Raw genomic sequence first — 20764 nt, 5'->3', positions numbered from 1 at the left:
ACGCTAGCCGAAATATTTCACGAGTGAAGCAACAGTGAGATGGAACGTACACCCGATCTGATCGACACCGCCCGGTCGCAGTGGCGGGAGGTCCACCCCGACCTCGACACCACCAGCATCGACGTGGTGGGACGCGTGTTGCGGGCCTCCGCCGTCCTGCGCCAGCGCCTCGACGCCGCCTTCGCCGAGGAGGGGCTCAACCGGGCGGAGTTCGACCTGCTTTGCGCCCTGCGGCGGTCCGATGCCCCGGTGACCCCGGGACGCCTCAACAGCCTGACGGTGTCCTCCGGTGCGGCCACCACGAAGCGGATCCAGCAGCTCGCCGAGCGCGGCCTGCTGGAGCGCGCCGTCGACGCGCGCGACCGGCGCAGCGCCCGCATCGCCCTGACCGAGCAGGGACGCGAGGTGATCGACCGCGCGTTCCGCCGGAACCTGGAGGCCGAGCGGCATCTGCTTTCGGGCTTGGACCCCGGTCGCCGCCAGGAGCTGGTCACCGGACTGGCCGACTTGCTGGGCGCGCTGGAAGGCCCGGGGCCGCTGGGCTGACGCCGCCAGGACACCCGGCACCACTGTCAGCGCGAACAGCCGCCCTCAGCGAGCAGCCGGGCGGCGGTCCGTCAGCCCGCGACGACGAGGTGCGCGACGACAGCGCGGTGGTCGGCGCCCGCGACCTCGAACGTGCGGTAGTCCTGCACCACGACACCCTCGCTGACCAGCACGTGGTCGATCGTCACCGGAGGCGGTAGCCAGGCGCCGGCGCGCGGCCAGGTGGGCGCCAGGCCGGCGCCCGCGACCTCGGCTGCGTCGGCGTAGCCGCGGCCGAGCAGACCGCGCAGCGGGCTGTGGTCGAGCGTGGCGTTGAAGTCCCCCGCCAGCACCCTCGGCGGCCGTCCCTCGGCGGGCGTGTGCGGCAGTACGGTGATCTCGCGCCGCCAGTCCCCCACCGTGTCGCTCCCCACCGGGATGACCGGGTGCACCGCGACGAACTCCACGTCCCGGCTGCCGGGCAGGTCCACCAGCGCGGACGGCTGGCGCATCGTCGTCGGCGGCACCAGGGCCAGGCTCCGCAACGGGTAGCGCGAGGCGATGCCGGTGCCCTCCGCCCCCGGGTGCGCCTCGAACACCCGGTGCGGCAACACCTGGGCCAGGCCGGCCCGGTCCAGCGCCGCCGCCAGCGCGGGGGTGAGCTCCTGGAGGCTCAGGACGTCGACGTCGTTGCTCCGCACCAGCTCGACGATCCGCGCGGCGTCGGCCTCGCCGAAGTAGAGGTTCGCCGACATCACATTCAGCGGGGTGCCCTGCACGGGGGTCGGCGGGTCCGGGATCGCGCGCGGCGCGACCGACGCCACCAGCGCCGCGGTCACCAGGCCGACGACCAGGGTGGTCAGCCACCGGCGCAGCACCAGCGCCAGGACCACCAGCAACAGGCCGACCGGCACCGCGTACTGCGTCAGCGCCACCAGGGCAGCCGCGTAGCGGTTCGAGTCGTAGCCGGTGAGCGGCAGCGCGGCCCAGCCGAGGAATCCAAGCGCCGCCAGCACGAGCAACGCCGTCACCGCCGGCGACTTGCGCCGCCCGGGCTCGCGGTCCTCGTCGGCTTCGACGTCGTCGAGCGTCCGCTCCACCTGCCACCCCCGCCTCGGTCCAGGGCCTGCACGGCCTGTTCCCCAGCTCACCCAGCCTGTCAGCGCGATGTGCGAAGTCTGTCAGCGGGTGCGCCGAAAGTGGGACGCGGAGCCCCAGAGGGAGGTTGCATGTCATTCGCGATCCAGGCCGAGGGTCTGGTCAAACGCTTCGGTTCCACCACGGCGCTGGCAGGCGTCGACCTGGAGGTGCCCGCCGGTTCGATCCGCGGGGTGCTCGGCCCCAACGGCGCGGGCAAGACGACCGCGGTCCGCATCCTGGCGACCCTGCTGCGCCCCGACGCCGGGCGCGCGGTCGTCGCGGGCCACGACGTGCTGCGCCACCCGGTGGCGGTGCGCAACCGCATCGGCCTCGCCGGGCAGTACGCGTCGGTCGACGAGGAGCTGACCGGTACCGAGAACCTCGTCCTGATCGGCCGCCTGCTGGAGATGACGCGCCGGGACGCGCGGGCGCGCGCGGCCGAGCTGCTCGACCGCTTCGGCCTCACCGACGCGGGCGGCAGGGCCATCAAGACCTACTCCGGCGGCATGCGGCGGCGGCTCGACCTGGCCGCGAGCCTCGTCGGCCGCCCGGAGGTGCTCTACCTCGACGAGCCGACCACCGGGCTGGACCCGCGCAGCCGCAACCAGGTCTGGGACATGGTCCGCGCCCTCTCCGGCGAGGGCGTGACGGTCCTGCTGACCACCCAGTACCTGGAGGAGGCCGACCAGCTCGCCGACCGCATCAGCGTGATCGACCGGGGCCGCGTGGTCGCCGACGGGCGCGCCGACGAGCTCAAGCGCCGCACCGGCGGGCAGACGTTGCAGGTCCGGCCGAGCGCGCTCGCCGACCTGGCGACGGTCCGCACGATCCTCGCCGAGCTGACCGGCGCGCAGCCCAAGGTCGACGACGACAGCGGGCTGCTGACCGCGCCGGTCGACGACCCGGTGCTGCTGTCGACGCTGGTGCGCAGGCTCGACGACGCGGGCATCACCGCCGACGAGCTCGCGCTGCGGCTGCCGAGCCTGGACGAGGTTTTCCTGGCCATCACCGGCGAGTCGTCCGACCGCGACGACGAGGAGGAGGGCACGGCGGCATGACGACGACCCTGGAACCCACCCCGGGCGCGACCAGCGCGGCGCCCGCGCCCGCCGCCGAGCGGGTCGGGCCGCTGCGGGCGGTCCGGCACGGCCTGACGCTGGCCGGGCGGAGCATCCTCAAGATCCGCAAGTCGCCCGCGGGCCTGCTCGACGTGACCCTGCAGCCGATCCTGTTCCTGGTCATGTTCGTCTACCTCTTCGGTGGCGCGATCTCCGGTGACACCGGCACCTACCTGCAGATCACGCTGCCCGGGGTGCTGGCGATGAACATGGTCTTCGCCAGCCTCGGCACCGGCATGCAGCTCAACACCGACATCACCAAGGGCGTGTTCGACCGGTTCCGCAGCCTGCCGGTCGCGCGGTCGGCGCCGCTGATCGGCGCGGTGCTGGGCGACATCGTCCGCTACGTGGTGTCGATCGCGGTGCTGCTGGTGTTCGGCACGATCATGGGCTTCCGCATCCAAACCGACGCGGTGTCGGCGCTGCTGGCGGTCGTGGTGGTGATCGCCTTCTCGCTGGCGATGTGCTGGATCTCGGTGTTCCTCGGGATGCTGATCCGCAGCCAGCAGGCGCTGCCGGGCGTGGCGATGTCGTTCATGTTCCCGCTGACGATGGGCAGCAACGTGTTCGTGCCGCTGGAGACGATGCCGGGCTGGTTGCAGGCGTGGAACGGGATCAACCCCGTGACCAAGCTCGCCGACACCGCGCGGGGGCTGATGATCGGCGGGCCGGTGGCCGGACCGCTGACCGCGACGCTGATCTGGATGGTCGTGCTGGTGGCCGTGTTCTTCCCACTGGCAATGTGGGCCTACCGCCGCCGGGTCTGACCCGGCCCGCTCGCCCGGGGGTTTCGGGGAACTTCCCGGACTCGAGCGCGCTCGTCCCCTTCCGCGATCTGGACGCGGGAGGGGACGAGTCGTTTTTCGGCGGCTTTCGCGGCGGCTTTCGGTGAATTCCCGCAAATGAACGAGACCGCTCAGGAGAATTTCCCCGAATTGGGAATCCGGTTCGCGAACCGACTCCGTGTTCGATGCAATGAGCGGCGCCCGGAACACGAAATGTGCCAACCCCGCGGAGGGGCCGGCACATTCGCACGAGAGGGCCCCGGCAACGCCGGGAGAGCGGCTCAGTCCTCCTGCTGGGCAGCGGTCGCCGCGCCGCCCGCACCACCGTTGGAGTTCGGGTTGCAGCCACCCGGGCTGTTCGGGTTCGCGACGCCGACCTCGACCAGGCAGCTCAGCGCGTTCGTGGAGTTGCCCGCGTTGCCACCGTCACCGCCGTTGCCGTTCTGGGCCGCGGCGGCCGCGGCGGCACCGGCGTCGGCGGCGAAGGCCGGGGCCCCCGCCACCACAGCGGCAGCCACGGCGGCAGCCACTCCCAGGATTCGAGCGTACTTGCGCATTCGTGTCCCATCCGTAGATATGAGATTCGTATTCCACGCCTGCCGACCGCGCACCCGGGCACCTCGAATTCCGGGCGCCCGCCTTGATCGACTTCGCACAACGCTAGGGATCACCGGCCCACTCGGCAAACCACGTAACGCCATCGAATTTCAAAAACACCCTTATCGGACTCGTGATCACGCACTGCTGATCTTCGAACCGGAAATCGAGTCGGCGACGTCAGCCGTACAGGGCATCGCCTTCGACTGACCGCGGCCCCCTTCCGGGTGTCGCTCGACGATCACGCCGCACGAGCAGTCGGCGCCCGTCCCCGGGCCTGCTAACCGCGCGGGCCGAGGACTTCGCGGAGCACGGCGAGTGCGGCCTCGTGGGTGAGCGCGGCACCGCGGTCGCGTTCGGACCGCAGGTCCGGCGCGTCCAGGGCGGGCAGCACCGCCCGGATGTCCGGGTCGCCCTCGTCGAGCATGCCGCGCAGCGCGACGGCGACCCCGAGCAGGTAGGACGCCTGGCGGTGATCTCCGGCGGCGAAGCGCAGCAGGGCCGTCTGCTCCGCGATCATCGCGATCGTCGGCATCATCGGGATCTCGCCGCTGCTGTCCAGCGACTCGCGCAGCCGGGCGCGAGCGTCGTCGAGGCGGAGTTCGTCGATGTCGACCCGCGCCTCGGTCGCGAGCGCCACCTGGTGCAGGGGCGGCGGGGCCATCGGCGTGCCTGCCAGCAACTCCCTGGCCTGCGCGAAGTAGGCGCGTGCCCGCTCCACATCCCCCGCGCGGCGGGCGGCCTCGCCCAGCGCGGTCAGCGACCCGAGCCGCGCGAACTCGGCGAAGGACGCCGCGGCCAGCTCGTCGGCCTGTTCCAGGCAGCGGCGGCCCTCGGCGATGTCGCCCGCCCGCACGTGCTCCATGCCGATGCGCACCATGGTCGGCGCGACCTCCTCGTCGGAGCGCAGCTCCCGCAGGGTCTCGGCGGACTCCTCCAGGGCCTCGATGGCCCCCGCGTGGTCACCGCGCAACGACCGGAACCCGGCCAGGCTGCCCATCGACTGGGCGATGCCCCAGCGGTCGCCCTGCTCGCGGAACGCCCGGGCCGCCGCTCGCATGTGCTCCTCGCCGCCTGCCGCGTCACCACCGTGCTCGGCGCCGAAAGCGCGGGAGAACAACGCCGCCGCCCGCCCCCACGGGTCGGGATGCTCGAGGTTGCGCCGGACCGCGGCGTCCATCTCGGCCCGGTCCCCGACGAACATCCACGCCATCGGCTCCATGATCGTCACGTACAGGTAGCGGCGGCCCGCTCCGGTGTCGCGCAGCCGGGCGGCGGCCGCCCCGATCCGTTCGGTCCACGACGTGGTCTGGCACAGCATCGCCTGGATGAACTCCAGCACCGCCCTGCCCTCGGACGGCGCGTCGCCCGGAATCGGGGTCAGCGCCTCCAGCCGGGAGGCCAGCTCGCCGTGCGCCGACATCGACCAGTACCACGCCAGCGCCGCGCCCATCCGGACGCCGAGGTCGGCGTTCTGGCTGCTGATCGCCCACCGCAGCGCGGTCATCAGGTTGTCGTGGTCGGCGTCGAGCCGCTCCAGCCACTCCACCTGCTCGACCCGGTGCAGCCGCGGCGAAGCGGTTTCGGCCAGCTCGACGAAGTGCTCCGCGTGCGCGGTGCGCACCCGGTCGCGCTCGCCGGACTCCGCGAGCCGGTCGTCGCAGTAGGCGCGCACCGTCTCCAGCATCCGGTAGCGGTCACCGTCGACGGCCTCCACGAACGACTTCTCCACCAGCGAGGACAGCACGTAGAAGACGTCCTCGGCGGGCAGCCGCGCGTCCGAGCACACCGCCGCCGCCGACTCCGCCCGCGCCGGTCCCGCGAAGACCGACAACCGCCTGGCCAGCAGGCGCTCCGGTTCGCCGAGAAGGTCCCAGCTCCACTCCACGACCGCGCGCAACGTCCGGTGCCGCGCGAGCGAGGCGCGGTTCCCGCTGGTCAGCAGCCGGAACCGGTCGTCGAGCCTGGCGGCGACCTGCCGCACGCTCATCGCCCGCAGCCGAGCGGCGGCCAGCTCGATGGCCAGCGGCATGCCGTCGAGCCGCCGGCAGACCTCGACCACGTCGCCGATCGTGGCGTCGTCGAGCACGAAGCCGGGCCGCGCCGACCGCGCCCGGTCGGCGAACAGCCGGACGGCGTCGGCCTCCAGCGGCGCCTCGCCGTCGGGCAGACCCAACGGGCCGACGGGCAGCAGCTCCTCCCCGGTCAGCGCCAGCGGCTCGCGGCTGGTGGCCAGCACCCCCAGCTGCGGGCACCAGGTCAGCAGGTCCTGGACGAACTGCGCGGCGGCGCCGATCACGTGCTCGCAGTTGTCCAGCACCAGCAGCGCGGGAGCACCCGAGAGGCCGTCGACGAGCCTGGTCATCGCATCCGCGGGCGCCGTGTCGAGCAGCCGGGTCTCGCGCACCCCGACCGAGGCCAGCACCGCCGAGGGCAGGTCCTCGCCCTGGCGCACCGAGGCCAGCTCGACGAACCACACCCGCCGGTCGTCGACCCCGGCCGCGGTCTCGGTCGCCAGCCTGGTCTTGCCCGCCCCGCCGGGCCCGAACAGCGTGACCAGCTTCGAGCGGGCCATCGCGGTCCGGACCTGCTCGATCTCGGCCTCCCGGCCGACGAAGCTGCTCAGCCTGCTCGGCAGCACCGGCGGCCGGTCGCGGTGCTCGCGCGGCTCGCCGCGCAGCACGGCGCCGTGCAGGTCGCGCAGCTCCTGCGACGGGTCGACGCCCAGCTCGTCGGCGAGCCTGCGGCGCAACGCCTCGTACGCCCCGAGCGCGTCGGCCTGCCGTCCGGCCGAGTACAGCGCCCGCATGCGCAACCCGGTGAACCGCTCCCGCAGCGGGTGGCGGGCGCAGAGCCCGTCCAGCTCGGCGACGAGCTCGACCAGTTCGACGGGCTCTCCGTCGCGCCCGGCGCGCAGGTCGGCATCGATGCGGTCCTCCAGGGCGCCCAGGCGCAACTCCTCCAGCCTGGCCGCCTGGGCCGCGGCGAAGGGCGCGTCGACGAAGTCGACGAGCGCCCCGCCGCGCCACAGGCGCAGCGCCTCGCGCAGCGTGCGCGCGGCGGCGGCGAAGCGGCCGTCGCGGAGCAGGCCGCGGCCGTCGGCCGCCAGGCGCGCGAAGCGGTGCGCGTCGACGTCGGCGGCGTCGGCCTTGAGGGCGTAGCCCGTGGCGGCCGACTGGAGCACGAGGTCGTCGGGGAGCGCGCGGCGCGCGCGGGAGACCAGCGACTGGAGCGCGTTGAGCGCGCCCGACGGCTGGTTGGCGCCCCACAGGTCGTCGATGAGGGTCTCGGTCGCCACCGTGCGGCCGGCGTCCAGAGCCAGCCGAGCGAGCAGCATGCGTACCCGTGCGCCGCCGACGTCGATCGGGTGACCGTCGGCCGCGCACAGCCGGAACGGACCCAGCACCGCCACTCGCACCCCGACAGCTTCGCAGAGAGCGGCGCGCCCGCGCTCCTTGATTGCCGAGGGCCCTGAGCATCCCTTCAGGAATGGCGTAGATCACACGGCGCGCGGCGGAAGTCCGCCGAACGGCTGGGATCATGGCGATTACGGACATACCGCCCCCGCTTGGAGACGTTCATGCCCCTGCCAGCCACCGCCACCGCCGAACCGACGGGCTTCACGGGGTGGGTGATCGGGGTCATGGAAGCGCTCGGCGGGCCCGGCGCGGGCCTGATCATCGCGCTGGAGAACCTGTTCCCACCGATCCCCAGCGAGCTGATCCTGCCGCTGGCCGGGTTCACCGCCAGCCGCGGCGGGATGACCGTCGGCGGCGCGATCTTCTGGACGACCCTCGGCTCCCTGCTCGGCGCGCTGGCCCTCTACGCCCTCGGCGCGAAGCTCGGCAGGCAGCGCACGCACGCCATCGCCGCGAAGATGCCGCTGGTCAAGCTGGAGGACGTCGACCGCACCGAGGCGTGGTTCGCCAAGCACGGCGTAAAGGCGGTGTTCTTCGGCCGGATGATCCCGTTGTTCCGCAGTTTCATCTCGCTGCCCGCGGGCGTCGACCGGATGCCGGTGAGCACGTTCGCGCTGTTCACCACCCTCGGCAGCCTGGTGTGGAACTCGATCTTCGTGCTCGCCGGTTTCTACCTGGGCGAGAACTGGCACCTGGTCGAGCAGTACGCGGGCGTGCTGTCGAAGGCCGTGCTGGTCGCGGTGGCGGCGGCCGTGGTGTGGTTCGTCGTCAAGCGCGTGCGGCAGGAGGGCCGGACGAAGCACGAGGCGGAGGCCCCGACGGAGGAGTTCGCGGCCGTGGGCGTCGGCGCCGACTACCTGGAAGGCGCCACGTCGCGGATCCCGGCCCTGGAGCCGAGCGAGGCCCCGACCGTGCAGTTCCGCCGCGTCCGCTGACACGTCAGCCGCGCTGTCGCGACTACGCATCCACAGCGCGACCTTCACCGACAGTCAGCCACGCACGTTCCTGACCGGCGCCTGACCCGGAACGCAGCCGCGACAGCCGTTTCCGCCGTGCCGCACTGACGTTCCTGACCGGCGCCTGACCATTTTCCTGCCGGAGCTGCCGTAGCGGTGGGGAACTACGCCCCCGGGACGCCGTTCCCGGCGAGGATGCGCCCGATGGCGTCGGCCAGCCGCTTGCGCTCGGCCGACGGCAACGCGCTGCCCATCTCCTCCAGCCGCGCGCCGACCGCCGAGTGCGACTCGTTGCCCAGCCGAACGCCTTCCGCCGTCAACGCGATCCGGCACGCCCGCCGGTCGCGGTCGTCGCGCACGCGCTCCACCAGGCTGCGTCGCTCGACCCGGTCGACCAGACCGGTGAGGCTGGACTTCTCCAGGTGCAGCAACCGGCTGAGCTCCCCCATGCCGATCGGTCCGTCGATGAGCATGCAGAGGAGCTGGGCCTGCTGCGGAGTCAGGTCGAAGTCGCGGTTGACTTCGGCGAACACGTGCTGCACCAGGTGCGTCAGCCGCACCAGCCCGGCTGCGAGCCCGGTCTCAATCTCGCACTCGGCACCGCGATCGGGCCCCCGGTCAGCAGCGCGATCGGGCCCCCTGTCGGGCTCCGCAAGCGTCTCGGTCATCACGTCCCTCCGCGATCAGTGTACTTGACGTTGGTTCGTACCACGAACTAATGTAGTTCGTACTACGTACTGTTGGTACTACGAACTAGGAGTCGACATGCCCGCAACGGTGGCCGTGCTGGGTGGGGGATACGGCGGGATGACCGTCGCCAAGGCGCTCGACGACGTCGCCGACGTCGTGCTCGTGGAACCGAGGGACGCTTTCGTCCACAACGTCGCCGCGCTGCGCGGTGTCGTCGACCGGGAATGGACCGACCGGCTCTTCTACCGCTACGACCGGCTGCTCGAACGCGGCCGGGTCGTCCACGACCGGGCGGTCCGCGTGTCCGGAACCGAGATCGCGCTCGGCTCCGGGCAGACGATCGAGGCCGACTACGTCGTTCTCGCGACCGGCTCGTCGTACCCGTTCCCGGCGAAGATCGACGTGCTGGACAGCGCCGCCGCGAAGGACAGGCTCCACGCCACGCGGGACTCGCTGGAGCGTGCGGACCGGGTCCTGCTGCTCGGCGCCGGACCGGTCGGGCTGGAGTTCGCCGGCGAGATCAGGGCGGCATGGCCGGAGAAGGCCGTGACGATCGTGGACCCGGCCGGTGACGTGCTGCCCGCCTTCCCCGTGGAGTTCCGCAGCGAGCTGCGCAGGCAGCTCGAAGTGCTGCGGATCGAACTCGTCATGGGCACTTCCCTGCGCGACCAGCCCCCGTCCGAGCCCGGGGAGCACAAGACCTTCACCGCCACGACCGGCACCGGCGCGGAGATCACCGCCGACATCTGGTTCCGCTGCTTCGGCGTCGAACCCGCGACCGGCTACCTCGCGGGCGACCTGGCGGCCGCCCGCACGGCGGGTGGCCACGTGGAGGTCACCGGCGACCTGCGGCTGCCCGGCCAGGAGCGGGTCTTCGCCATCGGAGACATCACCGCGCTCCCGGAAGCCAAGATGGCGAAGTCCGCCGGCGACCACGCCAACGTGGTCGCGGCCAACATCCGCACGCTGATCAACGGCGGCGGCGAAGCCCTGACCACCTACGAGCCTGCACCGCCCATGATCGCCCTGCCCCTCGGCCCGAAGGGCGGCGTCTCCTACACAGCCGACACGGGCGTGCTCGGCCCCGACGTCACGTCGGAGATCAAGGGCGCGGACCTGAGGGCGGGGTACTACGCCGAGATGCTGGGCTGACACCCACGCCCCGGTCACCCCTACGAGAGAGGAGCCTCAGTTCTCATCCCGTCGACCTGGCGCCAGCCCGATCAGGCCGGGTCAAGGGGGCGCCTCCGCTCCCGCCGCAGGATGCGTCGAAAGCCGCCCCCTTGACGCGGTCTGATAGCCCTCGTGGAGGTCGGCGGGATGAGAACCAGGCTCCGAACGGACCGCAGCCCACGAGCAATGTCCCCATCCCGGAGACCTGCCGGGGGCCTGGGGGCGGCGAGCGCCCCAGAAACCTGTCAACGGCGGCCGAATGTGGACCCGGCTGCGGCGGCTGAAAATGGACCCACCCTGGTTGTTGATGTTTAGTCGTTGGTGTTGGTGGCCGCGGGCACGCGGCCGAGGTCTTGGCGGTCTTTGAGGCGGTAGCTGTCTCCTTTCAGTGAGATGACTTCGGCGTGGTGCACGAGGCGGTCGATCATGGCGGCGGCGACGACGTCGTCGCCGAAGACCTCGCCCCAGCGGCCGAAGGGTTTGTTGCTGGTGACGATCAGGCTGGCTCTCTCGTAGCGGGCGGAGACCAGCTGGAAGAACAGGTTCGCGGCTTCGGCTTCGAACGGGATGTAGCCGACCTCGTCGATGATCAGTAGCGGGATCCGGCCGAGTTTGACCAGTTCCTGCTGGAGTCGTCCGGCGTGGCTGGCCTCGGCGAGCCGGGCTACCCACCCGGCGGCGGTGGCAAACGAGACGCGGTGTCCGGCCTGGCAGGCCCGGATCCCGAGTCCGATCGACAGGTGGGTCTTGCCGGTGCCGGGAGGCCCGAGGAAGACCACGTTTTCCTTGCCCGCGATGAAGTCCAGTGTTCCGAGATGTGTGATCGTGTCGCGTTTGAGGGAGCGTTGGTGATCGAAATCGAACTCCTCCAGCGACTTCCTGCTCGGGAACCGGGCGGTGCGGATGCGGCCCTCGCCGCCGTGGGACTCGCGGGCGGCGACCTCGCGTTGCAGGCAGGCGGCCAGGAACTCCTCGTGGGACCAGTCCTCGGCCCGGGCCCGTTCGGCCAGCCGCTCGACCGCCCCGGCCAGCGACGGTGCCTTCAACGCCCGGGCGAGGTAGGCGATCTCGGCAGCCACGTTGCGACTACTGGTGGTGGGTTTGCCGGGCATCACGCCACCCCCTGGTCATCGGTGGTGTCGGTGTCGAGGCCGAGTGCGCGGTCGTAGTCGGCGAGCTCGCGGTGCTCGACGGGTGTGTCGACCGGGCGCAGGCTGGCCCGGCGGGCTTGCTGGCGCAGCCTGGCTGCGGCGGTGGCGTGGTCGGGGTCGGGGTCGGTGATGCTCTGGTGCGCCGCCCAACACCGCTGATGCCGGGCGACCAGGCCGCCACCTTGGCAGGACCTTCCACGTGCTCTAGATCGCCGGTGATCTCGACGCGGTGACCGATCGCCGACGGGTGCACCGAGTAGTCGTTGGCGCCCAACCGCACGTAGTGATCACGCGGCAGCCGGATACTCGCGCGCCATCCGGTCACTGGGGCCACCGGCGGCAAGGCCAGCATGGCTTGCCGGTCGTCACCGGTCGGCCGGCCGACACCCGAGGATGCGGTGGTGACGTTGGTTGGCCCGAACCAGCCAGTCGGCCAGCTGGGTGTTGAAATCAGCCGGTGAGGTGAACCGGCGGCCGGGCAGAAACGAGGTCTCCAGATAGCCGTTGGCCCGTTCCACCAGCCCTTTGGCCTCCGGGTCACCGAGGCGGCATTGGATCACCGCGATCCCGAGCGTCCCGCGAAAAGCGTTCATCGCCTCGGTCAGCACCGGCCGACCGGCCTTGCGGAACCCGACCGCGGACTCGTTGTCCCACACCAGCGTCTTGGGCACCCGCCCCCACCCCGACAACAGCGCCCAGTGCCCGGCCAGCAGATCCGGGCCCTGCCGCGACGGGATCAACCTCGCGGCGATCACCCGCGAATAGCCCGACACCATCACCAGCACCGGCGGCCGCCCCACCTGCCCGAACCCCAGCGGGATATCGACCGGCGGGAACCACAGGTCGCATTGGGCCAGCTCACCGGGCTGATACACCGTCCGCGACACCGGATCCGGCGGCAGGAACAACGGGCGCAACTCCCGCACCCGGTCCTTGAGCACCGTCAGGCCCCGCTGCCAGCCGATCCTCTCGGCGATCACCGGCACCGGCATCGTCGGCCACTCCGCCAGCAACGCCCGGATCTGCGGCTCCACCGCATCCACGACCGAGCCCTTCGACGGCCGCTGATACCGCGGCGGCCCCTCCGAAGCCAACGCCCGCCGCACCGTGTTCCGCCCGACACCCAGCTTCCGGACGATCGCCCGAATCGGCATGCCCTCACACCGATGCAACCGACGGATCTCTGCCCAGTCCTCCACGCTGATCACTCCCTACTTGTCAGGGAGTGGGTCCGATTTCGCCCGCCCACACCGGGTCAGGATTCACCCGTCCGCGACAAAACCCACCACCCCCGCGACCCGCAAGGCCAGGGTGAGTTCCCCGAAAACCCAGGCGCCCCCACTCCCAAAGCCACCCGCCAGACCAAGGTGAGCCCCCCGAACGCGAAGCGGCCCCCGCACCGGTCGGGGGTTCCAGCGGTCCTCGCAACACCTGCGACCTGTGGGAGTTGCGAGGACCGTGGCATGTGAGGGTGACCGTGCCGAGCTGAAGCAACGTTTCCTGGACCGGCTTGATGCGGTTGGGAGCGTCACTGTGGCGGCCCGTGAGCTGGGCCTGAACCGGAACACGGCCTTTAGTTGGGCCCGGCAGGCTGGGCGGCGGTCGATTCGAGCGCGGCAGCGGCATCCCCGGCGCGACGAGTACGAGCAGCTGCGTGCAGAGGGTGTGCCCGACGTCGGGCGGCCGAGCGGGTGGGCATCAACGAGCGCACGGCGAAGGACTGGGACTACGGGGTCCGCAAGAGCCGGAACGCGCGGACCTACCCGAACGGGGTTCGTGTCGATTACGCGACGGGCACCAGCACGATCGTCGACGTGAACTCCCCAGCGCCCAAGCTGTCCGCACTGGACAAGCAGTTGCATCCCCGGCTGCTGACCTTGGCAGAGCGGGAACGGATCCGGGACCTGCGGGCCGAGGGCCACTCACTGCGGGACATCGGGAGCGCGTTGGGGCGCTCAGCCAGCACGATCTCCCGGGAGATCCGCGCGAACTCCACCCACGGCGCCTACCGGCCGTATGCGGCTCACCGAGCGGCGGCCGCCCGTCGGCCACGCCCGAAGCAACGCAAGCTGATCGCGCAGGGACCGTTACGCCAGTTCGTGGCCGACGGCCTGCGCGAGCGCTGGTCACCGGAGCAGATCTGCCACGCTCTAGGCAAGGAGCATCCCGGCGACCAGAGGATGCGAGTGAGCGTGGAGACGATCTACCAGGCGCTGTACTTCCAGGCCCGCGGTGGTCTCAAACGCGAAGTACAGGCCGCGATCCGCACCGGCCGGACCCGCCGCAAGCCACGCCGCAACCCGAACCAGCGCACCGCGCGGTTCATCGACCCGATGGTGATGATCAGCGACCGCCCCGCCGAGGCCGCCGACCGGGCCGTGCCCGGCCACTGGGAGGGTGATCTCATCATTGGCGCTGGTAACCAGTCCGCGATCGGCACCCTGGTAGAGCGCACCACGCGGTACACCATGCTGGTCCACCTGCCGAACGGGCACGACGCCGAAACGGTCCGGGACGGACTCGTAGCGACTATCACAACGCTGCCGACTCACCTCCGTGGCTCGCTGACCTGGGACCAGGGAGCCGAGATGGCCCGCCACAAGCAGTTCACCATGGCCACCGACATGCCGGTCTACTTCTGCGACCCGGCCAGTCCCTGGCAGCGCGGTACCAACGAAAACACCAACGGACTGCTGCGCCAGTACTTCCCCAAGGGCACCGACCTCAGCGTTTACGGACCCGAGGACCTCGAGCACGTCGCCCAACAGCTCAACGGGCGACCACGCAAAACGCTCGGCTGGGACTCCCCAGCCGAGCGCCTCGCTATGCTCCTGACCAAAGCCAGTTAATCACCTGTGTTGCGACGACCCCTTGAATCCGCCGTTCGGTGCGGGGGCCACTGCCGCTACTGCGTCACTCCTGGTCGGAGGTGCCTTCCGACTTGTCGTCGGTCGACGAGCCGGTGGAGCCGGCGAGGTCGACCGGTGGGGCGTCGGGCACCAGCGACGGCTTGGTCTCACCGCGGAAGGTGAAGTGGGCCTTGTCGTCGGAGCCCTCGCCGTCCCAGCCCTCGACGTCGACGATGACGATCTGGCCGGGCTCGATCTCGCCGAACAGGATCTTCTCCGAGAGCCTGTCCTCGATCTCGCGCTGGATGGTCCGGCGCAACGGCCGGGCCCCCAGCACCGGGTCGAACCCGCGCTTGGCCAGCAGCTTCTTGGCCAGCGTGGTCAGCTCCAGCGACATGTCCTTGCCCTTGAGGGCCTTTTCCACCCTCGCACCGAGCAGGTCGACCATCTGGATGATCTCGGCCTCGGTGAGCTGGTGGAACACGATCACGTCGTCGATGCGGTTGAGGAACTCCGGCCGGAAGTGCTTCTTCATCTCCTCGTTGACCTTGCTCTTCATCCGCTCGTAGTTGGACTCGGAGTCGGTCCCGGCCGAGAAGCCCAGCCCCACGGCCTTGGAGATGTCCTGGGTACCCAGGTTCGAGGTGAAGATCAGCACCGTGTTCTTGAAGTCCACCGTGCGCCCCTGACCATCGGTCAGACGCCCGTCCTCCAACACCTGCAACAGCGTGTTGTAGATCTCCTGGTGGGCCTTCTCGATCTCGTCGAACAGCACCACCGAGAACGGCTTGCGACGCACCTTCTCGGTGAGCTGGCCGCCCTCCTCGTAGCCGACGTAGCCGGGCGGGGCACCGAACAGCCGCGAGGCGGTGTAGCGGTCGTGGAACTCGCCCATGTCGATCTGCACCAGCGCGTCGTCGTCGCCGAACAGGAACTCCGCCAGCGCCTTGGACAGCTCGGTCTTACCGACACCGGACGGGCCGGCGAAGATGAACGACCCCGACGGGCGCTTGGGGTCCTTCAACCCCGCACGGGTACGCCGGATCGCCTGCGAGACCGCCTTGACCGCGTCGTCCTGGCCGATGATCCGCTTGTGCAGCTCGTCCTCCATGCGGAGCAGACGCGTGGTCTCCTCCTCGGTGAGCTTGAACACCGGAATCCCCGTCCAGTTCGCCAGCACCTCGGCGATCTGCTCGTCATCCACCTCGGCGACGACGTCGAGGTCGCCTGCCTTCCACTGCTTCTCGCGCTCGTCCTTCTGCCCGAGGAGCTGCTTCTCCTCGTCGCGCAGGCGGGCGGCCCGCTCGAAGTCCTGCGCGTCGATCGCGGACTCCTTGTCCCGGCGCACGTCGGCGATCTTCTCGTCGAACTCGCGCAGGTCCGGCGGAGCGGTCATGCGGCGGATGCGCATCCGGGCGCCGGCCTCGTCGATCAGGTCGATCGCCTTGTCCGGCAGGAAGCGGTCGTTGATGTAGCGGTCGGCCAGCGTCGCGGCCGAGACCAGCGCGCCGTCGGTGATGGACACCCGGTGGTGCGCCTCGTACCGGTCGCGCAGGCCCTTGAGGATCTCGATGGTGTGTTCCAGCGAGGGCTCGCCGACCTGGATCGGCTGGAAGCGGCGCTCCAGCGCCGGGTCCTTCTCGACGTACTTGCGGTACTCCTCCAGCGTGGTCGCACCGATCGTCTGGAGCTCGCCGCGGGCCAGCATCGGCTTGAGGATGCTCGCCGCGTCGATGGCGCCCTCGGCGGCACCCGCACCCACCAGGGTGTGGATCTCGTCGATGAACAGGATGATGTCGCCGCGGGTCTTGATCTCCTTGAGCACCTTCTTCAGGCGCTCCTCGAAGTCACCGCGGTAGCGCGAACCCGCGACCAGCGAACCCAGGTCGAGGGTGTAGAGCTGCTTGTCCTTCAGCGTCTCGGGCACCTCGCCCTTGACGACCTTCTGCGCCAGGCCCTCGACCACGGCGGTCTTGCCGACGCCCGCCTCGCCGATGAGCACCGGGTTGTTCTTGGTGCGCCGCGAGAGGACCTGCATGATCCGCTCGATCTCCTTCTCGCGACCGATGACCGGGTCGAGCTTGGACTCGCGGGCGCTCTGCGTCAGGTTGCGGCCGAACTGGTCCAGCACCAGCGACGACGACGGGGTTCCCTCGCCGCGGCCGCCGGCCTCCGCCGGCTCCTTGCCCTGGTAACCCGACAGCAGCTGCAGCACCTGCTGGCGAACCCGGTTGAGGTCCGCGCCGAGCTTGACCAGCACCTGCGCGGCCACGCCCTCGCCCTCGCGGATCAGGCCGAGCAGGATGTGCTCGGTCCCGATGTAGTTGTGCCCCAGCTGCAGCGCCTCGCGCAGCGACAGCTCCAGCACCTTCTTGGCCCGCGGGGTGAACGGGATGTGACCGCTCGGAGCCTGCTGACCCTGGCCGATGATCTCCTCGACCTGCTGGCGCACGCCCTCAAGCGCGATACCCAGCGACTCCAGCGCCTTGGCGGCGACACCCTCACCCTCGTGGATCAAGCCCAGGAGGATGTGCTCGGTGCCGATGTAGTTGTGGTTGAGCATCCGGGCCTCTTCCTGGGCCAGGACGACCACCCGCCTCGCGCGGTCGGTGAACCTCTCGAACATTCGCACTCCCTGACTGCTGCGCCGGCGGTCTGTTGCCGGGACACGGCTCCTGTTACGCCGAGGCCCGCGTTGGGTTCAGCACTCTTCCCGACCACTGTAGTAGTCCGACCCCATCGCGGTCCGTGCCCGCTGGCAGCCTGCTCTTCACATTCTCGTACGACACACTCCGCAACGACCCGCTGGCCTGCGGCATTCCGGCTTCGACCTGGTCAGGCGACGTTGTCCGCTGAGCGCGAACAGCACCGCGGACCCTCGGTCGCACCTTCACCCGAAAGTGGTCAGCGCCCGTTCGCCGTACGCCGTCCACCGACCGGGACGACCATCGGGGTGCCCACCACGGGGTCGTCGATGACCCGGGCCTTCAGGCCGAACACCGCGGCCAGCAGCTCCTCGGTGAGCACCTCGCCGGGGGCCCCCTCGGCGACGATCGCACCGTCCTTCATCGCCACCAACCGGTCCGCGTAGCGGGCGGCCAGGTTGAGGTCGTGCAGGACCATCACGACGGTACGCCCGCTGTCGTCGTGCAGCCGACCGATGAGGTCCAGCACGTCCACCTGGTGGGAGAGGTCGAGGTAGGTCGTGGGCTCGTCGAGCAGCAGCAGGTCGGTGCCCTGGGCCAGCGCCATCGACAGCCAGGCGCGCTGGCGCTGGCCGCCGGAGAGCTCGTCGACGGTGCGCTCGGCCAGGTCCTCGATGCCGGTCATGCCCAGCGCCTCGGCGACCGCGGCCTCGTCGTCGGAGGACCACTGCCGGTACCAGGACTGGTGCGGGTGCCGCCCGCGCGCGACCAGGTCGGCCACCGTCAGCCCCTCCGGCGCCTGCGGCGACTGCGGCAGCAGGCCCAGGACCTTCGCGACGTCCTTGGTCGCCATCTTGTGGATGCGCTTGCCGTCGAGCAGCACGCTGCCGCGCTGCGGTTGCAGCAGCCTGCCCAGCGCGCGCAGCAGGGTCGACTTGCCGCAGCCGTTCGGGCCGATCACGGCGGTGATGGTGCCGTCGACGACGTCGACGTCCAGGCCGTCCACGACCACCCGCTCCCCGTAGGCCAGCTTGAGGTCCCGGGCGTGCAGGCGCTGCCTGCCGTCCTCGGCGACGGCCGTGCCAGTGGTCTGGGTGGAGACTCCCGGTGTCATGCGCGGACCTCCCGGTACCGACGGACGAGCAGGTAGATCAGGTAGGGGGCGCCGAGCACCGAGGTGACGATGCCGACGGGCATCTCGATGCCGCCGAAGGCGGTGCGCGAGATTAGGTCCGATCCGACGACGAGCGCGGCGCCGAGCACCATCGACGTCAGCAGCGGCGGCATCGCGGTGCGGGCCAGCCGGAGCGCGATCTGCGGCACCGCCAGCGCGACGAACTGGATCGGGCCGGCCGCCGCGGTCGCCACCGCGGCCAGCAGGACGGCGGCGATCAGCAGCCCGCCGCGGGCGGCGTCCATCCGGATGCCCAGGCCGCGCACGGTGTCGTCGTCGAACTGCAGCGCGCCCAGCACGTGCGCCCCGACCAGCGTCAACGGCACCAGCAGGGCAAGCACGATGGCCACCGGGACGACGTGCTCCCAGCCGCGCGCGTTGAGGCTGCCGGTCAGCCACACCATCGCGCGGCCCGCGTCGTTGACGTCGCCGACCGACAGCAGCCAGTAGGTCGCGTTGCCCGCCAGGGCGCTCATGCCCACACCGACGAGCACGAGGCGGTAGGAGTCGACGCCGTTGCGGTAGGACAGCACGTACACCGCCAGGCCCACGAGGAGCCCGCCCGCCAGCGCCACCAGCGGCAGCCCGACCGACTCCAGCGCGCCGGTGACGGTGCCGACGCTGCCGCCGAGCACGATCACCGCGGTGGCCGCGGTACCCGCGCCCCAGGTGATGCCGAGCATGTCCGGGCTGGCCAGCGGGTTGCGGGCGATGGCCTGCATGATCGCGCCCGCGGCTCCGAGCGCGGCGCCCACCAGCAGTCCGGTCAGCGAGCGCGGCATCCGCAGCTCCCAGATGATCACCTGCTCCGCCCGGTCGCCGCCGCCGACCAGCGTGGTGAGCACCTCGGCCGGGCTGATCTGGTACTCCCCCAGCCCGACGTTGAGCACGAAGAGCAGCAGGAGCAGCACCAGCCCTGCCAGCAGGACCAGTGCCGGGCGCAACCGCAGCACACCGGAGACCGGGCCCACCCGCACGGACCTGCGGCCCGCGACCTTCGGCGCCTGCACAGTCCGGGTCACAACCGCACCAACTTCCTGCGCCGCACCAGTCCGATGAAGAAGGGGGCGCCGACGACCGCGAGCATCACGCCCACCTGAATCTCGGCGGGCCGGGCGACCAGCCGCCCGAGCACGTCGGCCAGCAGCACCACCGACGCGCCCATCAGCGCCGCGAAGGGCAGCAGCCAGCGGTAGTCGGCGCCGGTGAAGAAGCGGGCCACGTGCGGCACGATCAGGCCGACGAAGCCGATCGGCCCGCAGATGGCGACCGCGCCGCCGACCAGTACCGCGATGGCCGCGATGCCCAGCCGCCGGGACCACTGCACGCGGTGGCCGAGCGAGCGGGCGACGTCCTCGCCGAGCGAGAGCGCGTTGAGGCCGGAGGCGTTGGCCAGCGCGACCACCACCCCGACCGCCAGGAACGGCAGCACCTGCCAAATCACCGAGGTGTCGGTGACCGCGATCGAGCCGACCTTCCAGAACCGGTAGGTCTCCAGGCTCTGCTGGTCGACCAGCACCAGCGCCGAGGTGATGGCCTGCAGCAGGTAGCCGATGGCCATGCCGGCCAGCGCGAGCGTGACCGGTGTCGGTCCGCCGCGGCCGATGGAACCGATGGCGAACACCGCGAGCGCGCCCAGCAGCGCGCCGCCGAAGCCGAACCAGATGAAGCCGAACAGGCTGGTGATGCCGAAGACGTAGACCGAGAGCACGATGCCCAGCGCCGCGCCGTGGGTGATGCCGAGGATGCCGGGGTCGGCGATGGGGTTGCGGGTGTGGCCCTGCATGAGCGCGCCCGCGAGCCCGAGCGCGACCCCGGCCAGCACTCCGACGATCGTGCGCGGCACCCGCAACTCGCGGACGATCAGGTCGTTCTCGGTACCGGTGGGCGCGAACAGCGCGCTCCAGACCGCTTCGAGGGACATGGGCTTGGCACCGAGCAACACGCTGAGCAGGCAGCTCAGCAGCAGGAGCACGGCGAGCACTCCGATGCCGACCAGCCGCCTGCGGCGGCGGGCCGCCAGCCGCCCGCCCGCAGCGGGCTCGCGTGCGGCCTCGGGCGGGTCGCCCACGATCGCGCTGCGACTCACATCCCACTCCCTCTGCCGTCGGCCGGCGTACTTAGGTATGGCGCACCTAGGTTAGGTCGGCCTAAGACTAGCTGACGGCACGCGTGGCGACGTCCGGGTCCGGCCTCGCGCGCGCACGCCGGCGCACGACCGGCTCCATGCCTGGGATGACGGCGTCCGGCGGGGCCGGGCCGGCGGGAAGCTTCAGCGGGACGGGCTGTGCGCGGACGGCCGCCGTCGCGTCACGACGGAACCGGGCGCGGCCGTTGGGCCCCACGGCCGCCGGGGCTCATGGGCACGACGGCGTCGGGGCCGCGCCGCGGCAGGGCCCACCGCCGGGGCCGCCGTGGGCCGTCCGTGGGAAATCGACGGGAAAAGATCGGAAGCCGCCAGCGGTTGGCAATAACGTGCGATCAGGGCCCGCCAACGTGAAAGACGGTAAGAAACACCAGGGCGTTCCCGGCCGACGAAAGC

The 20764-nt window shown here is 71.1% G+C and carries 15 protein-coding genes and 1 pseudogene; 6 read left to right on the top strand and 10 right to left on the bottom strand.

All coding sequences use genetic code 11. From position 1 onward, the window contains the following. The first annotated feature begins 39 nt into the window (after positions 1 to 39). Complete coding sequence (locus tag SACE_RS02095; RefSeq protein WP_009947463.1) at positions 40 to 546, top strand: MarR family winged helix-turn-helix transcriptional regulator; 507 nt, start codon at positions 40 to 42, stop codon at positions 544 to 546. A 71-nt stretch (positions 547 to 617) separates the two neighbouring features. On the opposite strand, the gene SACE_RS02090 is transcribed toward SACE_RS02095, so the two are convergent. Next, on the bottom strand, positions 618 to 1625 hold the full coding sequence (locus SACE_RS02090; RefSeq protein ID WP_009947464.1) for an endonuclease/exonuclease/phosphatase family protein: 1008 nt from the start codon (positions 1623 to 1625) through the stop codon (positions 618 to 620). Between the two features lie 129 nt (positions 1626 to 1754). On the opposite strand from SACE_RS02090, the gene SACE_RS02085 reads away from it, so the two are divergent. Together SACE_RS02085 and SACE_RS02080 are read left to right on the top strand one after the other, a co-directional pair. Then, positions 1755 to 2723, top strand: coding sequence for a daunorubicin resistance protein DrrA family ABC transporter ATP-binding protein (locus SACE_RS02085; RefSeq protein WP_009947465.1), 969 nt, complete (start codon positions 1755 to 1757; stop codon positions 2721 to 2723). Further along, complete coding sequence (locus tag SACE_RS02080) at positions 2720 to 3550, top strand: ABC transporter permease (RefSeq protein WP_009947466.1); 831 nt, start codon at positions 2720 to 2722, stop codon at positions 3548 to 3550. The genes SACE_RS02085 and SACE_RS02080 overlap by 4 nt, the downstream gene beginning before the upstream one ends. A gap of 299 nt (positions 3551 to 3849) precedes the next feature. Here the strand turns inward: SACE_RS02080 and SACE_RS02075 are convergent, their stop codons facing one another. Together SACE_RS02075 and SACE_RS02070 are read right to left on the bottom strand one after the other, a co-directional pair. Beyond that, positions 3850 to 4086 carry a hypothetical protein gene (locus SACE_RS02075; RefSeq protein ID WP_011873053.1) on the bottom strand — a complete coding sequence of 79 codons (237 nt, stop codon included), beginning with the start codon at positions 4084 to 4086 and terminating at the stop codon, positions 3850 to 3852. A gap of 359 nt (positions 4087 to 4445) precedes the next feature. Then, complete coding sequence (locus tag SACE_RS02070) at positions 4446 to 7571, bottom strand: AfsR/SARP family transcriptional regulator (protein WP_011873052.1); 3126 nt, start codon at positions 7569 to 7571, stop codon at positions 4446 to 4448. Positions 7572 to 7745: 174 nt separating this feature from the next. Between SACE_RS02070 and SACE_RS02065 the strand changes: the two genes are divergently transcribed. After that, a complete protein-coding gene (locus tag SACE_RS02065; protein WP_231849906.1) occupies positions 7746 to 8519 on the top strand; it encodes a DedA family protein in 774 nt (257 codons plus the stop codon). 185 nt (positions 8520 to 8704) lie between these two features. Here the strand turns inward: SACE_RS02065 and SACE_RS02060 are convergent, their stop codons facing one another. Further along, positions 8705 to 9208 carry a MarR family winged helix-turn-helix transcriptional regulator gene (locus tag SACE_RS02060; protein WP_009951580.1) on the bottom strand — a complete coding sequence of 168 codons (504 nt, stop codon included), beginning with the start codon at positions 9206 to 9208 and terminating at the stop codon, positions 8705 to 8707. A gap of 97 nt (positions 9209 to 9305) precedes the next feature. On the opposite strand from SACE_RS02060, the gene SACE_RS02055 reads away from it, so the two are divergent. Beyond that, positions 9306 to 10382: an FAD-dependent oxidoreductase gene (locus tag SACE_RS02055; protein ID WP_011873051.1), complete on the top strand. Its 1077-nt coding sequence runs from the start codon at positions 9306 to 9308 to the stop codon at positions 10380 to 10382. Positions 10383 to 10714: 332 nt separating this feature from the next. Here SACE_RS02055 and istB read toward each other — a convergent pair whose 3' ends face one another. Together istB and istA are read right to left on the bottom strand one after the other, a co-directional pair. Continuing rightward, entirely contained in the window at positions 10715 to 11515 is an 801-nt protein-coding gene (istB, locus tag SACE_RS02050; protein ID WP_044547099.1) for an IS21-like element helper ATPase IstB, read from the bottom strand. Next, a pseudogene (gene istA, locus SACE_RS02045) lies at positions 11515 to 12762 on the bottom strand (IS21 family transposase). Before istA ends, istB begins: the two are co-directional and overlap by 1 nt. 483 nt (positions 12763 to 13245) lie before the next feature. On the opposite strand from istA, the gene SACE_RS02040 reads away from it, so the two are divergent. Further along, positions 13246 to 14403: an IS30 family transposase gene (locus SACE_RS02040; RefSeq protein ID WP_011873048.1), complete on the top strand. Its 1158-nt coding sequence runs from the start codon at positions 13246 to 13248 to the stop codon at positions 14401 to 14403. 64 nt (positions 14404 to 14467) lie between these two features. On the opposite strand, the gene SACE_RS02035 is transcribed toward SACE_RS02040, so the two are convergent. From SACE_RS02035 to SACE_RS02020, 4 genes are all read right to left on the bottom strand, one after another. Continuing rightward, positions 14468 to 17029: an ATP-dependent Clp protease ATP-binding subunit gene (locus tag SACE_RS02035; protein ID WP_011873047.1), complete on the bottom strand. Its 2562-nt coding sequence runs from the start codon at positions 17027 to 17029 to the stop codon at positions 14468 to 14470. A gap of 278 nt (positions 17030 to 17307) precedes the next feature. Beyond that, positions 17308 to 18162 carry an ABC transporter ATP-binding protein gene (locus SACE_RS02030; protein WP_009946416.1) on the bottom strand — a complete coding sequence of 285 codons (855 nt, stop codon included), beginning with the start codon at positions 18160 to 18162 and terminating at the stop codon, positions 17308 to 17310. Continuing rightward, positions 18159 to 19244, bottom strand: a complete 1086-nt coding sequence (locus tag SACE_RS02025; protein ID WP_011873046.1) for a FecCD family ABC transporter permease — start codon at positions 19242 to 19244, stop codon at positions 18159 to 18161. Before SACE_RS02025 ends, SACE_RS02030 begins: the two co-directional genes overlap by 4 nt. Beyond that, on the bottom strand, positions 19241 to 20311 hold the full coding sequence (locus SACE_RS02020) for a FecCD family ABC transporter permease (RefSeq protein WP_011873045.1): 1071 nt from the start codon (positions 20309 to 20311) through the stop codon (positions 19241 to 19243). The genes SACE_RS02025 and SACE_RS02020 overlap by 4 nt, the downstream gene beginning before the upstream one ends. Positions 20312 to 20764 lie beyond the last annotated feature (453 nt).

This window comes from Saccharopolyspora erythraea NRRL 2338 (assembly GCF_000062885.1).
GTDB classification, from domain to species: domain Bacteria; phylum Actinomycetota; class Actinomycetes; order Mycobacteriales; family Pseudonocardiaceae; genus Saccharopolyspora_D; species Saccharopolyspora_D erythraea.
The sequence above is the reverse complement of the archived record's forward strand: the minus strand, read 5'-3'. Positions and strand labels throughout refer to the sequence as shown.